The sequence below is a fragment of the Caballeronia humi genome (assembly GCF_001544475.1).
Lineage (GTDB): Bacteria > Pseudomonadota > Gammaproteobacteria > Burkholderiales > Burkholderiaceae > Caballeronia > Caballeronia humi.
This window is the reverse complement of sequence record NZ_FCNW02000003.1, coordinates 116,508-136,328: the sequence shown is the minus strand read 5'-3', so window position 1 is coordinate 136,328 and position 19,821 is coordinate 116,508. Positions and strand designations below refer to the sequence as shown.

The 19,821-nt window shown below is 63.4% G+C and carries 15 protein-coding genes; 9 read left to right on the top strand and 6 right to left on the bottom strand.

Annotated elements, in window-relative coordinates; genetic code table 11:
* Positions 1-39 precede the first annotated feature (39 nt).
* From AWB65_RS05225 to AWB65_RS05205, 5 genes are all read left to right on the top strand, one after another.
* On the top strand, positions 40-1,788 hold the full coding sequence (locus tag AWB65_RS05225) for an AMP-binding protein (protein WP_087666133.1): 1,749 nt from the start codon (positions 40-42) through the stop codon (positions 1,786-1,788).
* A gap of 18 nt (positions 1,789-1,806) precedes the next feature.
* Positions 1,807-2,757, top strand: a complete 951-nt coding sequence (locus AWB65_RS05220; RefSeq protein WP_087666132.1) for a DUF1571 domain-containing protein — start codon at positions 1,807-1,809, stop codon at positions 2,755-2,757.
* Positions 2,758-2,910: 153 nt separating this feature from the next.
* Positions 2,911-3,150, top strand: coding sequence for a hypothetical protein (locus tag AWB65_RS05215; RefSeq protein ID WP_087666131.1), 240 nt, complete (start codon positions 2,911-2,913; stop codon positions 3,148-3,150).
* Positions 3,151-3,271: 121 nt separating this feature from the next.
* A complete protein-coding gene (surE, locus tag AWB65_RS05210) occupies positions 3,272-4,057 on the top strand; it encodes a 5'/3'-nucleotidase SurE (protein ID WP_087666130.1) in 786 nt (261 codons plus the stop codon).
* A 177-nt stretch (positions 4,058-4,234) separates the two neighbouring features.
* On the top strand, positions 4,235-4,666 hold the full coding sequence (locus AWB65_RS05205; protein ID WP_235007522.1) for a DUF2147 domain-containing protein: 432 nt from the start codon (positions 4,235-4,237) through the stop codon (positions 4,664-4,666).
* Positions 4,667-4,762: 96 nt separating this feature from the next.
* Here the strand turns inward: AWB65_RS05205 and AWB65_RS05200 are convergent, their stop codons facing one another.
* The 6 genes from AWB65_RS05200 to typA form a co-directional block, all read right to left on the bottom strand.
* Positions 4,763-5,194, bottom strand: a complete 432-nt coding sequence (locus AWB65_RS05200) for a transposase (RefSeq protein WP_159907528.1) — start codon at positions 5,192-5,194, stop codon at positions 4,763-4,765.
* 137 nt (positions 5,195-5,331) lie between these two features.
* The gene (zapE, locus tag AWB65_RS05195) at positions 5,332-6,429 is read right to left on the bottom strand and encodes a cell division protein ZapE (protein WP_087666128.1); all 1,098 of its coding nucleotides are present in this window, start codon (positions 6,427-6,429) and stop codon (positions 5,332-5,334) included.
* Between the two features lie 101 nt (positions 6,430-6,530).
* Positions 6,531-7,961 carry a dihydrolipoyl dehydrogenase gene (gene lpdA / locus AWB65_RS05190; protein ID WP_087666127.1) on the bottom strand — a complete coding sequence of 477 codons (1,431 nt, stop codon included), beginning with the start codon at positions 7,959-7,961 and terminating at the stop codon, positions 6,531-6,533.
* Positions 7,962-8,033: 72 nt separating this feature from the next.
* Positions 8,034-9,341: a 2-oxoglutarate dehydrogenase complex dihydrolipoyllysine-residue succinyltransferase gene (odhB, locus tag AWB65_RS05185; RefSeq protein ID WP_087666126.1), complete on the bottom strand. Its 1,308-nt coding sequence runs from the start codon at positions 9,339-9,341 to the stop codon at positions 8,034-8,036.
* Between the two features lie 141 nt (positions 9,342-9,482).
* A complete protein-coding gene (locus tag AWB65_RS05180; protein ID WP_087666125.1) occupies positions 9,483-12,341 on the bottom strand; it encodes a 2-oxoglutarate dehydrogenase E1 component in 2,859 nt (952 codons plus the stop codon).
* A 308-nt stretch (positions 12,342-12,649) separates the two neighbouring features.
* Positions 12,650-14,476, bottom strand: coding sequence for a translational GTPase TypA (typA, locus tag AWB65_RS05175; protein ID WP_087666124.1), 1,827 nt, complete (start codon positions 14,474-14,476; stop codon positions 12,650-12,652).
* A gap of 336 nt (positions 14,477-14,812) precedes the next feature.
* Between typA and AWB65_RS05170 the strand changes: the two genes are divergently transcribed.
* From AWB65_RS05170 to AWB65_RS05155, 4 genes are all read left to right on the top strand, one after another.
* On the top strand, positions 14,813-15,346 hold the full coding sequence (locus AWB65_RS05170; RefSeq protein WP_087666123.1) for a MarR family winged helix-turn-helix transcriptional regulator: 534 nt from the start codon (positions 14,813-14,815) through the stop codon (positions 15,344-15,346).
* 76 nt (positions 15,347-15,422) lie between these two features.
* Complete coding sequence (locus tag AWB65_RS05165) at positions 15,423-16,928, top strand: efflux transporter outer membrane subunit (RefSeq protein WP_087666122.1); 1,506 nt, start codon at positions 15,423-15,425, stop codon at positions 16,926-16,928.
* 48 nt (positions 16,929-16,976) lie between these two features.
* The gene (locus AWB65_RS05160; protein WP_087666121.1) at positions 16,977-18,209 is read left to right on the top strand and encodes an HlyD family secretion protein; all 1,233 of its coding nucleotides are present in this window, start codon (positions 16,977-16,979) and stop codon (positions 18,207-18,209) included.
* Positions 18,210-18,225: 16 nt separating this feature from the next.
* A complete protein-coding gene (locus AWB65_RS05155; protein ID WP_087666120.1) occupies positions 18,226-19,785 on the top strand; it encodes a DHA2 family efflux MFS transporter permease subunit in 1,560 nt (519 codons plus the stop codon).
* Positions 19,786-19,821 lie beyond the last annotated feature (36 nt).

The window sequence follows — 19,821 nt, the reverse complement described above, 5'->3', positions numbered from 1 at the left end:
GCGACTCGAACAACAACGCGGCGTCAAGGGAGACCGCAGATGAATCCGCTAGACGTACCGCCCATGCCGGGCGCGTCCGACTCGCACAGCACCGACGGGATCTGGTACGCGTCGTATCCGCCGGGCGTGCCGCACGACATCGACTTGTCGCGTTACCGGTCGCTCGTGCATTTCTTCGACGAATGCGTCGAGACGTACCGCGAGCGCGTCGCATACGTGAGCGTCGGGGCCGAACTCACGTTCGAGGCACTCGGCAAGAAGGCGCACGCGTTCGCTGCTTATCTGCAGGGCATCGGCGTGAAGCCCGGCGACCGCGTCGCGCTGATGATGCCCAACACGTTCCAGTATCCCGTCACGCTCTTCGGCACGCTGTGCGCGGGCGCGATCGTCGTCAACGTCAATCCGCTCTATACCGCGCGCGAACTCGCGCATCAGCTTAAGGACAGCGGCGCGCAGACGATCGTCGTCTTCGAAACCTTCGCGAAGACGCTGCAGGACGCGCTGCCGGGCACGAAGGTGAAGCACGTCGTCGTGACGGCGCTCGGCGATCTGCTTTCCGACGGCCTCAACCTGAAGGGCCACGCGCTGAACTTCGTGCTGCGGCATGTGAAGAAGGGGGTGCCCGCGTACGATTTGCCGCAAGCAGTGCCGCTGCGCGATGCCCTGGCCGAAGGCAAGCGGCGCAGGCTCGAACCGGTGCGGAGCGGTCACGGCGACATCGCGTTCCTGCAATACACCGGCGGCACGACGGGCGTCGCGAAAGGCGCGATGCTCACGCACCGAAATGTGATCGCGAATCTGCTGCAGGCGAAGGCCTGGGCCGAGGAGCAGTTGAAAGGCGACATCGCGACCGTACTCACGCCGCTGCCGCTTTATCACATCTATTCGCTGACGGTGAACGCGCTGATTTTCCTGGGCATCGGCGGGCGCAACATCCTGATCGCGAATCCGCGCGACACGAAAACGATGATGCGCGTCCTACGAAACGAGACATTCACCTGCATCACCGCGCTCAACACGCTCTACTGCGCGTTCCTCGACAACGAAGCGTTCCGCAGCCGCGACTTCTCGAAGCTCAGGCTTGCGATGGCGGGCGGCATGGCGACGCAGAAAGCCGTCGCGGAACGGTTTCGCGAAGTAACCGGGCAGCCGATCGTCGAAGGTTACGGGCTCACCGAATGCTCGCCGATCGTCGCGATGACGCCGGTCACCGTCGGTCAGCAGCAGGAATTCGACGGCTCGGTCGGCGTGCCGGCGCCCGCCACGCTCGTGCGCATGCGCCGCGACGACGGCGCGTGGGCCGCCATCGACGAACCGGGCGAGTTGTGCGTAAAGGGCCCGCAAGTGATGAACGGCTACTGGAACCGCCCCGACGAGACGGCGAAAGTGATCGATGCAAACGGCTGGCTCGCGACCGGCGACATCGCCGTGATGAACGCGCGCGGCTTCATCCGTCTGATCGACCGCAAGAAGGACATGATCATCGTGTCCGGCTTCAACGTGTATCCGAACGAGATCGAGGACGTCCTCGCGATGCATCCGAAAGTGCGCTCGGTCGCGGCGCTCGGCGTGCCCGACCCGGTCACCGGTGAGCGCGTAAAGGTCTTCATCGTGCCGCGCGATAAATCGCTGACCGAGGAAGAAGTGATCGCATTCAGCCGTTTACATCTGACGGGTTACAAGCGCCCCGCCGCCGTCGAATTCCGCGACACGTTGCCGCAGACGACGATCGGCAAGATCTTGCGCCGCGAACTGCGCGACGCCGAAATCGCCAAATCGAAGGTCTAGATCACGGAGACTCCCTTCATGCCGGATGCGCGACTCAGGCGATCGCTGGCCTCAGCCGTTCTGCTCGCCTGCGTTTGCGTCGGGTGGTCCGCGGCATCGGCGCAGACCGCCGCCGACGCGCTGCCGACGGCCGCCGCCACCTCCGCCGCCGGCGCGGCGCTCACGGCCGAAAAACCGTCGCCGCCGACCGTCGCGCCGTCGCAAGCGGGCAAACTGCCGCTTGACGAGCAAGTCCGCTGGCTCTCGCGCGCCGCCCGCAGCGGCCTGCTCGCGAGCATGGGCGACGCGGACCTCGTCGCGCTCTTCGAATCGCTCGATCCGCTCACGCTGCCGCACTATCTGAAGCAGGGACCGAACGGCTACCCGTCGTATGAATTCACGCTCGTGCGGCGTGAGCGCATCCGCGGCGTCTGGCCAGACCGCCCCGACCACATGCTCGTGCGCCTCACGCGCGAGCCGCTGCGCATCTACGCGCGGTGGCTGCCCGACGGCGCGCACGCAGGCCAGGAACTGATCTACGACGACTCGACGCGCCCCGACCAGGTCTACGGCCATCTCGGCGGGCTGCTTGGCGTCGTGCCGCTGTGGGCGTCGCTGCACGGGCCGCTCGCGCGGGCGCAGTCGAATCATTCGGTGCGCGATCTGGGCGTCGAATACATCACGCGGCAGTTTCTCGCCGAGGGCCGGAAGTTCGCCGAGGCGGGCGTCACGCGCGCGAGCCGCATCGAGGTGAAGACGATCGAAGGCGCGCGGGTCGTCGCGTTCACTTACGAGACGCCGACCGGCCAACCCGAGTTCTACGCGAAGAAGGAGATTCTGGGACTCGATCTGGAGCGGCCGTGGTTCCGCTCGGTGGAATCGTTCGACAACGACGGCAATATCTTCGAAAGCATCGTGTTCCAGAACGTGGTGCCGAAGACTTTCGACGACCAGACGTTCGACCCGCGCAATCCCGACTATCGGTTCTGACACGAAGGCGTCGCGGGTCGTGACATATGCTGAAACACCGGCCCGGATTGATTTAAGTTTCGCCTAAGAATCGGCCGATACATTGCCCGCACTCCACCGAAAACGCCGCGGCCGCCGCCGCCCACATCGCCATGTGAATAGAGGAGTTCGCTCATGAACCTCCGGCCAAAATCGGCTCCCGTCCGAGCCATCAAGCGCCTGCTCAGTCATCACGAAATCGCCACGCTGCTGCTTTTGTGGCACGGGCCGATCAACGCCATCGCCGCGACGCCCGATGTCGCTTCGCTCCAGGAATATGGGTATGTCGAAACGGTGTCGCAGGACGCCGGCGAGAAAACCGTGCGTCTTACCGAGGACGGCAACGCGATCTTGCGCGGGCTCGGCGTGAAGTAAGCGCGACGGCGCGGGAGGCTGCGATCTCTGCAATAATCGGTCGGCTCAGGCCAATTCGATTGCAACTACGTTGCACGGATTCAGAGTAAGCCCGAACTCTGATCGACAGGAGAGATCCACGATGTCCGCACGACCCATTGTTCAACGTGTTCTGCTCACCAACGACGACGGCATCGACGCCCCCGGCCTCGCCGTCCTCGAAGCCGTCGCGGCGGAACTTGCCGAGGAAGTCTGGGTCATCGCGCCCGAACACGACCAGAGCGGCACCTCGCATTCGATCAGCCTGCATTCTCCATTGCGCGTAAGCCGTCAGGGCGAGCGGCGTTTCGGCGTACAAGGCACTCCCGGCGACTGCGTCGTGATGGCCGCGCGCCATCTGATGAAGGACGCGCCGCCTGCGCTCGTGCTCTCGGGGATCAACCGCGGCGCGAACCTCGGCGTCGAGACGATGTTCTCCGGCACCGTCGGCGCGGCGATGACGGGCCTCCTGCTCGGCTTGCCGTCGATCGCGCTTTCGCAGGCTTTCACCGATCGCGAAAACGTCCGCTGGGACACGGCGCGCACGCTCGCGCCGGGCGTGATCCGCCAGTTGCTCGACATCTCCCACGACGCACCGACGTGCCTCAATGTCAATTTCCCCGACTGCGACGCCTCGGCCGCCGGCCCGCTTACGCCGACGAATCAGGGCGTCGGTCTGGTCGAAGGCATCGACGTGCTGAGCGAGACCGATCCGCGAGGCCTGCCGTATCACTGGCTGCGCTTCCAGCGCGGGCCGCGCGCCAATGCGCCGGATAGTGAGACGGCGGTGGTCGCATCGGGACGCGTCTCGGTAACACCGCTGCACTTCGATCGCACCGACGACCGCACCTTCGCGACGCTCACAGCGGCGCTTGAGCACCGAAGCTGAGCGAGTTCGTCAAATTGGCCTAGAGCCCATCCTACAAAACGATGCCGGCGCATTAACGTATGCTGTCCGGCCAGGACGCGCGGATTCTCTATGGCACCACACCAACGCCGCGCGCCAGAGATGCGTTTTCGCAAAGGAGAAAGCATGACCCGTTTCATCGGAAGCGCTTTGGCGCGCATGACGATCGCGTCGGCGCTTTTCGTATCGGCGACGATCGCCGCAGCGCAGTCGAACTCGCCCGCGGGCCTGTGGCAAACCATCGACGACAACACCGGCCAGGCGAAGGCGCTCGTGCAGATCATCGACGACGGCGGCGGCAATCTGTCGGGCAAGATCATTCAGGGACTCGGCGAGCACGACAAGCCGGAGCGCCGCTGCACGGCCTGCACCGATTCGCGCAAGGACCAGTTGATCAAGGGCATGACGATCATCACCGGGATGAAGCCCAGCGGCAGCGACTGGGAAGGCGGCCAGATTCTCGATCCGGAGAGCGGCAAGCTCTACAAGTGCAAGATGCGTCTCGAGGATGGCGGGCAGAAACTGGTGGTGCGGGGGTATATCGGCGTGGCGCTTTTGGGGCGCTCGCAGACGTGGGTGCGTCAGCAGTGACTGATCAGCCGCAAACATGAAAAAACCGGCCAAAGACGTTCGTCTTTGGCCGGTTCTATCCGCTGAACGCAGATACCGATACCGATGCGGCGAATCTCAAGCCGCGCGGCGCACGATATCCGGCACGAAACGCGGCGGCACGATACCCGGCGCGGCGGGCACGATCTCGTGGACCTGTGCTGCGCCTTCCATCGCGACCTCGGGGACGCTGCCCGGCACGCGCATGCGCGAGCTCATCAGCGAATAGAGGCTCTCGCCCGCCGGTCCGAACAACTGGACCATCACGCGTGACAACACACCTGAGTCATGCCACGCCTTAAAGCGCCGGTGGCACGTCTGATACGACGGATACTTGCGCGGCAACGTGGACCACGACGCGCCGCTGTACATTACCCACAAGACGCCATTGAGCACGGCACGCGTGTTCGCCAACGGCCGCCCACGCAACTCGGCGCGGGGACGCAATTCGGGAAGCAGCGCTGCGACCATCTGCCATTCTTCATCGGTCATGTCGCGATAGGGCTTCATGATCATCTCCATACACAATTAGGTGTGTACGGAAGATACCGACCGCGCCAAAGCGTCGGTATCAGATACGTCCGAATCTTGAAATTGAGCCGGAGCCTTTTGCCAATTGGCCCGCCCGGTATTTTTGATACTCGTATTCAGGTAAGCGAAGTGTCGACGATGCGTCGCGGCGTCTCCAGATACTCCTTCGACTGCATCTCGACGATGCGCGAAACCGTCCGCGCGAACTCGTTCGCCATCGGCCCTTCGACGTATAGCTGCTCCGCCGGCACCGCCGCCGACATCAGGAGCTTCACCTTGTGATCGTAGAAGACGTCGATGAGCCAGGTGAAGCGGCGCGCCTCCGATGCCATGCGCGGCGACATCTGCGGCACGTCCGAGAGGATCACCGCGTGAAAGCGGCTCGCGAGCTCCAGATAGTCATTCTGTGAGCGCGGGCCGCCGCAGAGCGTCGCGAAGTCGAACCAGACGACGCCGTCGGCCTTACGCAGCGCCTTCAGTTCGCGCTTTTCGATATGCAGCAGCGGGCTTTCATCAGGGACGGCGGCGAGTTTCGCGAAATCGGCGCGCAATGCCTGGTCCGACGCGGCGCCGAGCGGCGTGTGATACGCCGTCACCTGCGAAAGCGTGCGCTTGCGGTAATCCGTCCCGGCATCGACGTTGAGGACATCCAGATTGACTTTGATCAGCTCGATCGCGGGCAGCAATCGGTCTCGGTGCAGGCCCTCAGGATAGAGCGTGTCGGGATGGTAATTGGACGTCATCACGAACTGCACGCCGTTGTTGAACAGCCGGTCGAGCAGCCGGTAAAGAATCATCGCGTCGGCGATATCGGAGACGTGGAATTCGTCGAAACAGATCAGCCGATAGCGCTTCGCAATGCGCCGCGCGAGTTCGTCGAGCGGATCGGCCTGGCCTTTCAGTTCTTCCAGCTCACGATGCACCTCGCGCATGAACTCGTGGAAATGCAGGCGCGTCTTTCTCTGCACCGGCACGACCGCGAAAAAGCTGTCCATCAAAAAACTCTTGCCGCGTCCTACACCGCCCCACAGGTACACGCCGCGCGGCAGATCCGGACGCACGAGAAACTTCTTCAGCGCGTTCGACCGGCGCGCCTTGTACGCGGTCCATTCGTCGAAGCAGCGCTGCAGGCGTTCGACCGCCACGAGCTGCGCCTCGTCCGACTGGTAACCGCGCGTCTGTAGTTCGTGTTCGTAATATTCGTTGACGTTCATGATGCCGCGATGTGGCCCGCAAGTGACCTGTGGATATGACGAAGGCGAGCGGGATGACTCCCGCCCGCCTTCGTCGTGGTGCTGCTCGGGTGCTGCCGGCGTTACATGTTGAGCGCGCGTTTGTCGACGGCGAGCGCCGCTTCACGCATCACTTCCGACAGCGACGGGTGCGGATGGCAAATGCGGCCGATGTCTTCCGACGCCGCCTTGAACTCCATCGCGACGACGGCTTCGGCGATCAGATCCGACGCGTCCGCCGCGATGATGTGCACGCCGAGAATCTCGTCGGTCTTGGCGTCGGCGATCATCTTGACGAAACCTTCCGCCTTGTTGATGCCGAGCGCGCGGCCGTTGGCCATCATCGGGAACTGGCCCGACTTGATCTCGCGCCCTTCGGCCTTCAACTGCTGCTCGGTCTTGCCGACCCACGCGATTTCCGGCTCGGTGTAGATCACCCACGGAATGCAGTTGTAGTCGATATGCGGCTTCTGGCCGTCGATGATCTCGGCCACCAGCACGCCCTCGTCTTCCGCCTTGTGCGCGAGCATCGGGCCGCGCACGACGTCGCCGATCGCGTACACGTTCGGCACGCTGGTCGCGCAATGATCGTCGACGGGGATGAAACCGCGCTCGTCCGCCTTCAGGCCGATCGCTTCCAGACCGAGGTTGTCGGTGTTCGGCACGCGGCCGATCGACACGATCAAACGGTCCGCTTCGAGCGTCTGCGCGTTGCCGTCCTTGTCGGTGTAGGCGAGCGAGACGCTGTTGTCTGTCGTCTTCACTTCGCCGATCTTCACGCCGAGGTGGATGTCGAGGCCCTGCTTCTTGAACTGCTTCGCGGCTTCTTTCGCGAGCGCGTCGTCGCACGCGCCGAGGAACGCCGGCAGCGCTTCGAGAACGGTCACGTCCGACCCGAGACGGCGCCACACCGAGCCGAGTTCCAGGCCGATCACGCCCGCGCCGATCACGGCGAGCTTCTTCGGCACAGCGTCGAACAAGAGCGCGCCTTCGTTGTCCGCAACGATTCGGTTGTCGACCGGAATGTTCGGCAGATGGCGCGCCTTCGAACCCGTCGCGATGATCACGTTCTTCGCGGTCACGGTTTCAGTCTCACCCTCGCCCGACACTTCGATCTGCACGCCGGCGTCGGTCTTGCCGGTGAACTTGCCGTGGCCCTTGAGCCACGTGATCTTGTTCTTGCGGAACAGAAACTCGATCCCCTTCGTCATCTTCTCGACGATGCCTTCCTTGCGCGCGAGCATTTTCGTGACGTCGAGCTTCACGTTCGACACGCTGATGCCGTGGTCGCCGAGATGCTTCGTCGCGTTCTCGAATTCCTCGGACGACGCAAGCAGCGCCTTCGACGGAATGCAGCCCACGTTCAGGCACGTGCCGCCGAGCTTCAGCGCGCCGGCCGGGTTCTTCCACTTTTCGATACACGCAACCGATTTACCGAGCTGCGCTGCGCGGATCGCCGCAATATAGCCGCCGGGGCCGGCGCCGATCACGACGACGTCAAATTCCTTGGACATGACTTTCCTTCTTTTGTTGGCGTCGCGGTGCGCGCGAGCCTATCGCGCGCACCGTGCGTCCTTGAATGTTTTTTACAGATCGAGCAGCAGGCGGGCCGGATCTTCCAGCGCGTCCTTCATCGCGACGAGCGACAGCACGGCTTCGCGGCCGTCGATGATCCGGTGGTCATAAGACAGCGCCAGATAGTTCATCGGACGGATCACGATCTGGCCGTTTTCGACCACGGCGCGTTCCTTCGTCGCGTGCACGCCGAGAATCGCGGACTGCGGCGGGTTGATGATCGGCGTCGAGAGCATCGAGCCGAACACGCCGCCGTTCGAGATGGAGAACGTGCCGCCCGTCATTTCCTCGATCGACAGCTTGCCGTCCTTCGCCTTCTGGCCGAATTCGGCGATCTTCTTCTCGATGTCGGCGAGGCTCATCTGGTCGGCGTTGCGCAGGATCGGCACCACCAGACCACGCGGCGAACCAACCGCGATACCGATGTCGAAGTAGCCGTGATAAACGATGTCGTTACCGTCGATCGACGCGTTGACAAGCGGGAACTTCTTCAGCGCGTGGACGGCGGCCTTCACGAAAAACGACATGAAGCCGAGCTTCACGCCATGTTCCTTCTCGAAGCGGTCCTTGTACTTGTTGCGCAGGTCCATGACCGGCGCCATGTTGACTTCGTTGAACGTCGTCAGGATGGCGTTGGTCTGCTGCGATTCGAGCAGACGCTCGGCGATCCGCGCACGCAGGCGCGACATGGGCACGCGCTGCTCCGGGCGGTCCTTCAGCCACTGGTCGGCGGAAGTCGGCGCCTTCACGTCCGGCAGCGCCGGCTTGGCAGCCTTCGCAGCCGGTGCGGGCGCGGGTTTCGCGGCGGGCGCGCTCGTGGCCGGGACGGCCGGTGCGCCTTGCGTCGCGGCGAGCGCGTCGCCCTTCGTGATGCGGCCGTCGCGGCCCGAACCCGATATCTGATCGTTCGACAGGCCCTTCTCGGCCAGGATCTTGCCCGCGGCCGGCGATGCGGCGCTGCTCGAACCCGAGGCCTGCGCGGCTTGCGCGGCCGGTGCGGCTTCTGCCGCGACCGGCGCCGGTTTCACTTCGGCGTCGCCCGCTGCGGCGACGGCCGCAGGCGCTTCGCCCGCTTTCGCTTCCGTGTCGATTTTCGCGATGATTTCGTCGGCGACGACGATGTCGCCATCATGCTTGATCACTTGCGCGAGCACGCCGGCGGACGGTGCCGGCACTTCCAGCACGACCTTGTCGGTTTCGATTTCGATGAGGATTTCGTCTTGCGCGACGGCTTCACCGGGCTTCTTCTTCCACTGCAGCATGGTGGCTTCCGAAACCGATTCGGAAAGCTGGGGAACCTTGACTTCTACGATAGCCATTCTGAATTGTCCTAATACGTGTCTTGTGAGAACGAACTCCGTGGCTGCTGCGCGCATCGATCGATTGCGAGCGCCGCAGTGCGGCCACACGAGCGGATCGGGAAGTTTGTCTAAAACCGCCCGATCCTTTACGCCTTCTGCTTACTTCGCGATCGTCTGCGCGCCTTTGAGGCGGCCGAACGCGCCTTCGACCAGCGCCTTCTGCTGCTCGTAGTGCTTCGCGTAGTAACCGACCGCCGGCGACGCCGAAGCCGGACGTCCGCTGTAAGCCAGCTTCTGACCTTCCTTCATGCCGTCGCGCAGATGGTGCTCGACATAGAACCAGGCGCCCTGGTTCTGCGGTTCGTCCTGCACCCAGACCACTTCGGCCGCGTTTTCGTACTTCTTGAGTTCCGCGTCGAACTGCTTGTGAGCGAACGGATACAACTGCTCGATACGCACGATCGCAACATCGTTCGACTTCGACTCGCGACGATGCGCGACGAGGTCGTAGTACACGCGGCCCGAGCACACCAGCGCGCGCTTGACCTTCTTCGGCTCGATGGCGTCGTCCACTTCGCCGATCACCGGCTGGAACGAACCCTTCGCGAGTTCCGACAAATCCGACACCGCTTCCTTGTGACGCAGGAGCGACTTCGGCGTCGCGATGATCAGCGGCTTCCTGAACAAGCGGATCATCTGGCGGCGCAGCAGGTGGAAGATCTGCGCCGGCGTGGTCGGCTGGACCACTTGCATGTTGTGGTCCGCGCACAGTTGCAGGAAGCGCTCGATACGCGCCGACGAGTGCTCCGGGCCCTGGCCTTCATAGCCGTGCGGCAGCAGCATCGTAAGACCCGAGACACGGCCCCACTTCACTTCGCCCGACGAGATGAACTGGTCGATCACGACCTGCGCACCGTTCACGAAGTCGCCGAACTGCGCTTCCCACGCGACGAGCGTATTCGGCTCGGCCGTCGAATAGCCGTACTCGAAGCCGAGCACTGCTTCTTCCGACAACACCGAGTCGATCACCGTGAACTTCGCCTGACCGTCGGCGATGTTCTGCAGCGGGATGTACGTGCCGTCGTTCCAGCGTTCACGGTTCTGGTCATGCAGAACGGCGTGGCGGTGCGTGAACGTGCCGCGGCCCGAATCCTGGCCCGTCAGACGCACGGCATAACCCGATGCCACGAGCGACGCGTAGGCCAGATGCTCGCCCATGCCCCAGTCGAGCTTCGACTCGCCCCGACCCATCGCGCGGCGATCGTTGATCACGCGCTCGACGAGCGGATGCAGCTTGAAGTTGTCGGGGATCGTCGTGATGCGGTCGGCGAGGCGCTTCAGCTCCGCGAGCGGGACGGCCGTATCGGCGGCGTCGGTCCACTTGCGGTTCAGGAACGGCACCCAGTCCACCGCGTACTTGCTCTTGAAGTTCGAGAGCACCGGATCAATGGTGTGATGGCCTTCGTCCATCGCCTGACGGTACGCCTTGACGTAGTTGTCGGCGTCGGCCGCCGTGATCACGCCTTGCTGCACGAGCTTTTCCGCGTACAGCGCGCGGGTGCCCGGGTGCTTCGCAATCGTCTTGTACATCAGCGGCTGCGTGACGGCCGGCGTGTCCTGCTCGTTGTGGCCGAGCTTGCGGAAGCAGATGATGTCGACCACGACATCCTTGTGGAACTGCATCCGGAAGTCGATGGCGAGCTGCGTGGCGAGCACGACCGCTTCGGGATCGTCGCCGTTCACGTGCAGCACCGGCGCCTCGATCATCTTCGCCACGTCCGAGCAATACAGCGTCGAGCGCGAATCGCGCGGGTCCGACGTCGTGAAGCCGATCTGGTTGTTGATGACGATGTGCAGCGTGCCGTGCGTGCCGTAGCCGCGTGTTTGCGCGAGGTTCAGCGTTTCCATTACCACGCCCTGGCCCGCGAAGGCCGCGTCGCCGTGGATCTGGACCGGCAGCACTTGCATGCCGTTTTCGTCGCCGCGACGGTCCATGCGCGCCTTTGACGACCCTTCGACCACCGGGTTGACGATTTCGAGGTGCGACGGATTGAACGCGAGCGAGAGATGCACCGGACCACCATCGGTCGAGACGTCCGACGAGAAGCCCTTGTGATACTTGACGTCGCCGGCCGGCAGGTCGTCGACGTGCTTGCCTTCGAATTCGGCGAAGAGGTCGGCCGGCATCTTGCCGAGCGTGTTCACGAGAACGTTCAGGCGCCCGCGGTGAGCCATGCCGATGATGATTTCCTGCACGCCCGCCGCGCCCGCGTGACGCACGACCTCGTCCATCGAGGCGATGAAGCTCTCGCCGCCCTCCAGCGAGAAGCGCTTCTGGCCGACGTACTTGGTGTGAAGGAAGCGCTCCAGCCCTTCCGACGCCGTCAGGCGCTGGAGGATGTGCTTTTTCTTCTCGTTCGAGAAATTCGGCGTCGAGCGGATCGATTCGAGGCGTTCCTTCCACCAGCGCTTCTGCTCCGGATCGCTGATGTACATGAATTCAGCGCCGAGCGTGCCGCAATACGTGTCGCGCAACGCCTTGACGATCTCCCGCAGCGACGCCTGCTCGAAGCCAAAGTACAGGTTCTGCGCATGGAACGTCTGATCCATGTCCGACTCGGTGAAGTCGTAGAACGCGGGTTCGAGTTCGGGGATGTGCGGACGTTCGCGGCGCTTGAGCGGATCGAGATTCGCCCATTGCGAGCCGAGGAACCGGTACGCGCCGATCAGGGATTGAACGTAGACTTGTTTTCGCGCGGTGGCGAGGTCGCCCGTGCTTTCGCGCGGGATGAAGGCGTTGGCCTTCGCGCGCTGTGCGAACGATTCGACGATCGGGCCATGGGCCACGTCGTTGTGGTTCGTGCCATCGGAGGCCGGCACGTTCTGCAACGCGTCGAAATAATCACGCCAGGTGTCCGGAACGGACGCGGGATTATCCAGGTAGGCTTCGTACAGTTCTTCGACGTACGGAGCATTGCCGCCGAACAGATAAGAGTTCAGCTGGAATTGCTTCATCATTTTTACGCTCACCTTTCTTCGAGTTTCTCGAGAAATAGCGGGTTAAGAAACCTTCCGCGACACGGCCTGACCGTTTGGCGGATTGCGCGAATCAAGTCTGCTTGGAAGGACCTAAAAAGCGGCAAAACATCTGACTAGCATAGCACACAACACATAGTCGATATAGCCGATGGTCGCACCTCACGCCCTGTCGCAACGAGCATGTGCGGGCGTTCGCTGAATAAAACAAGAGTGCTTTGCAGCGCTTCAGCCAACGAAAAAGCCGCCCGAAGGCGGCTTGGTAAACACTATTAGCGAGGCTGTCGAACTTAGTCGACGGCGCCTTCGCGGCTCGCGCGGCGGCGCTCGTGTTCCTTCAGATGACGCTTGCGCAGACGGATCGATTGCGGCGTCACTTCGACGAGTTCGTCGTCATCGATGAATTCGACCGCGTATTCCAGCGACATCTGGATCGGCGGCACGAGGCGCACGGCTTCGTCGGTGCCCGACGAACGCACGTTGGTCAACTGCTTGCCCTTGATCGGGTTCACGACGAGGTCGTTGTCGCGGCTGTGAATGCCGATGATCATGCCTTCGTACAGTGCATCGCCCGGCGACACGAACATGCGGCCGCGATCCTGCAACTTCCACAGCGCGTAGGCGACGGCCGCGCCGTCGTCCTGCGAAATCAGCACGCCGTTGCGGCGCTCGCCGACCGCGCCTTCCTTGACCGGCGCGTAGGAATCGAACGTGTGGCTCATCAGGCCCGTACCGCGCGTGAGCGTCAGGAACTCGCCCTGAAAGCCAATCAGGCCACGTGCCGCGATCTTGTATTCAAGACGCGTGCGACCGCGGCCGTCCGACGCCATGTCGAGCATTTCGCCCTTGCGGCGGCCCAGTTCTTCCATCACGCCGCCCTGGTGCGCATCTTCCATGTCGACGGTCAGGTTTTCGTACGGCTCGTGCTTCACGCCGTCGACCTCATGCATCACCACGCGCGGACGCGACACCGCAAGCTCATAGCCTTCACGGCGCATGTTTTCCACGAGAATCGTCAGGTGCAATTCACCGCGGCCCGCCACTTCGAACGTGGTTTCGTCGCCGGTTTCCTTCACACGCAGCGCGACGTTGTGATTCAGTTCCTTCATCAGACGATCGCGGATCTGGCGGCTCGTCACGAACTTGCCTTCACGACCCGCGAGCGGCGACGAATTCACGAGGAAGTTCATCGTGAGCGTCGGTTCGTCGACGGTGATCATCGGTAGCGCTTCCGGCGCTTCCGGTGCGCAAATCGTAACGCCGATGCCGATTTCATCGATACCGTTGATCAAAACGATGTCGCCCGCCTGCGCTTCCTCGACCTGCACGCGCTCGAGGCCACGGAACGACAGCACCTGGTTGATCTTGCGGTTGATGATCGCGCCGTCCGGGCCCGAACGCACGGCGACCGCCATGCCCGGGCGGATACGCCCGCGCGCGACGCGCCCGACGCCGATCCGGCCGACGTAGGTCGAATAGTCGAGCGAGGTGATTTGCAGTTGCAGCGGCGCGTCCGGATCCGACGGGCGGACCGGCACGTGTTCCAGGATCGCTTCGAAGAGCGGGCGCATCGTGCCTTCGCGCACTTCGGGGTTCAGGTCGGCATAGCCATTCAGGCCCGACGCGTAGACGATCGGGAAATCGAGCTGTTCTTCGGTGGCGCCAAGCTTGTCGAAGAGATCGAACGTCTGGTTGATCACCCAGTCGATACGCGCGCCCGGGCGGTCCACCTTGTTGATCACGACGATCGGCTTCAAACCAAGCGCCAGCGCCTTTTTGGTCACGAAGCGCGTTTGCGGCATCGGGCCTTCGACGGCATCGACGAGCAACAGCACCGAGTCGACCATCGAGAGCACGCGCTCCACTTCACCGCCGAAGTCCGCGTGTCCGGGCGTGTCGACGATGTTGATGTGCGTGCCTTCGTATTCCACCGCGCAGTTCTTCGCAAGAATCGTGATGCCACGTTCCTTTTCGATGTCGTTCGAGTCCATGACGCGTTCGACGACCGCCTGGTTTTCCCGGAACGTGCCGGACTGGCGGAGAAGCTGGTCGACGAGCGTGGTCTTGCCGTGGTCGACGTGGGCAATGATGGCGATGTTGCGGAGGGCGCGAGTCATAGGATCTGTGCAGTTGGGCGCCGTCGGTGCGAGCTTCGACGAGTTTCGAAGGTGCTCGCGCTATCCGTAGTCGCTCGCTCGGGGACTCAAGCAAGAACGTCTCGATGTCTGAATCGAGCACTCGGCGCAATGGGAACCCGAAAGTATAGCACGCAGATATGTCTGCTTCTCAGCGCATTTGACAATAGGACATAACCCGAAAGCCGCGCGACCGTTGTCGATTTTCGTCAAAGCACATCCCGGGCCACTTTTAAGCGTCTCCATAAACTTCTTGCTCCGCCCTAAGAGCAATCCTATAATCCTGCCTAGTCAACTATTGCAACCGCATGAGAATCCATGAGCGACGCTCTTAATCCTCCGCCGCGAATCGCGGACTACCAACTCGGCGAGAGCGTCGGCTATCTGATGAGCCGGGTCCGCTCGACGATGTGGAACATGGTCACGCAACACACGACCGCCGAGCTCGGCATCACCAGCACACAGGCGAGCATCGTGTTCATGCTCGCGTCTGGACAAGGCCTCACCGCCGCCGATCTTGCCCGCGAATACGGCATCGATGCGAGCGCCGTCACGCGGCTGATTGACCGGCTGGAGAAGCGTGGCCTGCTTTCGCGTGTGCGCAGCGAGGAAGACCGGCGCGTGGTGCGGCTCGGACTCACGCCCGAAGGCTTCGCGCTCGCCGAGAAGATTCCGGCTATCTTCATTCGCGTCATGGACAAACTCCTGATGGGCTTCACGCCCGAGGAAGTCGGCTTTCTCAAGAGCATGCTGCGGCGCGTACTGATGAATTCAGGCGATCCGGGTTGCGCGACGCTTGCCAATTCAGCCCTCGCCTCCGCCGGAAAGCAGCCAGGGTCACCGTTGCGCTGACAATAAACTTTCGTCATGAAACTGAAAGAAATTGATTGCACCGTCCATCATCCAGTCAAAAACTAAGAGTCGAGCGATGAAACTACTTTCCTCGTCCGCGCCCCGCGTCACGAAAAGCGCGCTCGCCTTGGCAGTCGCGGCGCTCGCGCTCGCCGGCTGCGCGAATTATTCCGGCATCGGCAGCGACAAGACGCTCGCCGCGCCCGAGAACTTCGAGAGCACCCAGAGCCTGCCGACCCAGGGCGGCACGTGGCCCAAACTCGACTGGGCCGCGCAGTTCGGCGACCCGCAACTGCCGCAACTGATCGACGAGGCGCTCGCGGGCAGTCCGTCGATCGCGCAGGCGCAGGCGCGCATCGCGAAGGCGTCTTCTTACATCGAGACGTCGCGCTCGGCGCTCTATCCGAAGGTCACCGGCCAGTATTCGTGGACGCGCGAGCTCTATTCGGCGAATGCCCTCTTCCCGCCGCCCTACGGCGGCACGTGGTACAGCGAGAACAATGCGCTCGTCAGCGCGTCGTGGGAGCTTGATCTGTGGGGCAAGAACAAGTCGCGACTCGCGATGGCCGTCTCGCAGGAAAAAGCCGCCGAAGCCGACATGCAGCAGGCGCGCGTGACGCTCGCCGCATCGGTTGCGCGGACCTATAACCAGCTGGCGCTGCTCTACGCGCTGCGCGACGTGGCCCAGCGCGAGATCGCGAACCGCAACGACGTCGGCCGCATCACGAACGGGCGCGTCACCGCCGGGCTCGACACGAACGTCGAGCGCCGCACGGCCGAAGGCAACGTCGCGACGAGCCAGTCGAACCTGACCGAACTCGACGGCCAGATTACCGGCGTGCGCTATCAGCTCGGCGCGCTGCTCGGCAAGGGGCCGGATCGCGGCCTGCAGATCGCGAAGCCGGTCGCGAATCCGAAGATCGACGTCGCGCTGCCGGACAACGTGCCCGCCGATCTCGTCTCGCGCCGTCCGGACATCGTCGCCGCGCGCTGGCAGGTCGAATCCGCGACGCACAACATCAAGGAAGCGAAGGCCGAGTTCTTCCCGGACATCAACCTCGCCGCCGCGTTCGGCTTCGATGCGTTCGGCTGGAGCAAATTTCTCACGGCAAGCAGCCGTCAGATCCAGGCCGGTCCGGCGATCCACCTGCCGATCTTCGACGCCGGTTATCTCCGCTCGCAGTTGAAGGGCCGCTACGCTGACTTCGAGCTGGATGTCGCGAACTACAACCAGACGCTGATCAATGCGCTGAACGATGTCGCCACGCAAGTCGCCGCGATCCGCTCGCTCGACAAGCAGACGGTCGACGCCGAGCGCGCGCTCGACGCCGCCACCCACGCCTACGAACTCGCCGTGATCCGCTACAAGGCGGGCTTGTCGCCGCAGTTGCAGGTGTTGTCGGCGGACGAAAACCGGCTCGCGAACGAGCAGACCGTGACGAACCTCAGGATGCGGCGCCGCGACCTGCAGATCGCGCTCATCAAGGCGCTCGGCGGCGGTTTCGACGCCACCGACACGAATCTCGCCATCGACGGCAGCGGCCAGACGCATGCGGCGGCCAGCCCCGCCCCGGCGAACTAAGAACAGAATCGAAAAACAGCATCGAACAGGACAGGAACGGAGCCATCCATGAGCGACCCCCAACAAACCGCCGCCGCGCCGGCGCCGAAGACCAACACGACCAAGCGCCGCACGCTGATGACGCTGATCGTGCTCGTCATCATCATCGCCGCCGTCGCGTACGGGCTGTATTACTTCCTGGTCGCGCGCTTTCACGAAAGCACCGATGACGCCTACGTCAACGGCAACGTCGTGCAGATCACGCCGCAAGTGGTTGGCACGGTGACATCCGTCAACGCCGACGACACGCAGACGGTCAAGGTCGGCGATCCGCTCGTCGTGCTCGATCCGGCGGATTCGAAAGTCGCGCTCGATCAGGCCGAGGCGAATCTCGCGCAGACGGTGCGCCAGGTCCGCACGCTCTTCGTCAACGACAACCAGTATGAAGCGCAAGTCGCGCTGCGCCGCTCGGACCTGTCGCGCGCGCAGGACGATCTGCGCCGCCGCATGACGATCGCGCAGACGGGCGCCGTGTCGCAGGAAGAAATTTCGCACGCGCGCGACGCCGTGCGCAGCGCGCAGGCCGGGCTCGACGCCGCCCAGCAGGAACTCGCGTCGAACCGCTCGCTGACCGCCAACACGACGATCGCGGGCCATCCGAACGTGCTCGCCGCCGCCGCCAAGGTGCGCGACGCCTACATCAACTACGCGCGCAACACGCTGCCGGCGCCGGTGACGGGCTATGTGGCGAAGCGTTCGGTGCAGGTCGGCCAGCGCGTGGCGCCGGGCAATCCGCTGATGGCGATCGTGCCGCTCAACGCCGTCTGGGTCGACGCCAACTTCAAGGAAGTGCAGTTGAAGCACATGCGCATCGGCCAGCCGGTTGAATTGACGGCTGATCTCTACGGCTCGGGCGTCGTTTTCCACGGCAAGGTGATCGGCTTCTCGGCGGGCACGGGCTCGGCGTTTTCGCTGCTGCCGGCGCAAAACGCCACCGGCAACTGGATCAAGGTCGTGCAGCGTCTGCCGGTGCGCGTCGCGCTCGATCCGAAGGAACTGGAGCAGCATCCGCTGCGCATCGGCCTCTCGATGAACGCCGACGTCACGATCAAGAGCGAAGAAGGCGGCCAGCTCGGCACCGCGCCGAACACGGTCTACCAGACGAATGTCTTCGACAAATATGGCGATCAGGCCGATGCGGAAATTGCCCGCATCATCCAGCAGAACGCCGGCTCGGGCGGCGGCGCGCAGAGTTCGGTGTCGCGCGGCAACGCGAAGCCCGCTGCAGCGAAGCTGATGTAAGCGCCGGGTCCGTTCAATGTCTCAGGCAAACGTGGTTCATCCGCCGCTCGAAGGCGCGAAACTCGTGATCGGCACGATCGCCGTTTCGCTCGCGGTGTTCATGAACGTCCTCGACACGTCGATCGCCAACGTCTCGATTCCATCGATTTCGGGCGACCTCGGCGTGGCGTCCGACCAGGGCACGTGGGTCATCACGTCGTTCGCGGTCGCCAATGCGATCTCCGTGCCGCTCACCGGCTGGCTCACGCAGCGCTTTGGGCAGGTGCGCCTGTTCATGTCGTCGATCGTGCTGTTCGTCATCGCGTCGTGGCTGTGCGGGCTCGCGCCGACGCTGCCGTTCCTGCTCGCCGCGCGCGTGTTTCAGGGCGCGGTCGCCGGTCCGATGATCCCGCTCTCGCAGACGCTCTTGCTCGCGAGCTACCCGCGCGCGAAGGCGCCGATGGCGCTCTCGATGTGGTCGATGACCACGCTGATCGCGCCGGTCGCAGGACCTATTCTCGGCGGCTGGATCTCGGACAACATCGCGTGGCCGTGGATTTTCTACGTCAACATTCCAGTCGGGATCGCGGCCGCCATTGCGACGTTTGCGATCTTCCGCGATCGTGATTCGGCGATTCGCAAGGCGCCGATCGACACGGTCGGCCTGGCGCTGCTCGTGATCTGGGTCGGCTCGCTGCAGATCATGCTCGACAAGGGAAAGGACCTCGACTGGTTCAATTCGACGACGATCATCGTCCTCACGCTGATCGCGGTGATCGCGCTGGCGTTCTTCATCGTGTGGGAGCTGACGGCGGAGCATCCGGTCGTCGATCTGTCGCTGTTCAAACTCCGCAATTTCACCGGCGGGACGATCGCGCTCTCGATCGGCTACGGCCTGTACTTCGGCAATCTCGTGCTCCTGCCGCTGTGGCTGCAAACCGACATCGGCTATACGGCCACCGACGCCGGGCTCGTGATGGCGCCGGTCGGCGTGTTCGCGATTTTGCTGTCACCCGTGACGGGCAAATTCCTGCCGCGTACCGATCCGCGCAAGATCGCGACGGCGGCGTTCCTCGTGTTCGCGCTCTGCTTCTGGATGCGCTCGCGCTACACGACGGGCGTCGACACCTACTCGCTGATGATGCCGACACTGATTCAAGGCATTGGCATGGCCGGGTTCTTCATTCCGCTCGTGTCGATCACGCTGTCCGGCCTGCCGGGGCATCGGATTCCGGCGGCGTCGGGTTTGTCGAATTTTGTGCGGATCATGTGCGGCGGCATCGGCACGTCGATTTTTTCGACCGCGTGGGAGCATCGCTCGATCGTCCATCACACGCAACTGGTCGAGCAGGCGAACGCGTACAACCCGGTTTTCTCGAATTCAATTTCGCAAATGGGCGCCGCGGGGTTCGATCAGTCGCAAGCTTATGGACTCTTCAACAGCATGGCGACACAGCAGGCGGCGCAACTCGGCGTGAATGATCTGTTCTATTTGTCGGCGGGGATTTTCGTCGCGCTGATCGGATTGATCTGGATCACGAAGCCCGAACGCTCGGGCGGCGGAGACTCGGCGGCGGCGGCATCGGCGGCGCATTGAGTTTTTTGTCGCGTAGATGTGAAAAAGCCCGGAACC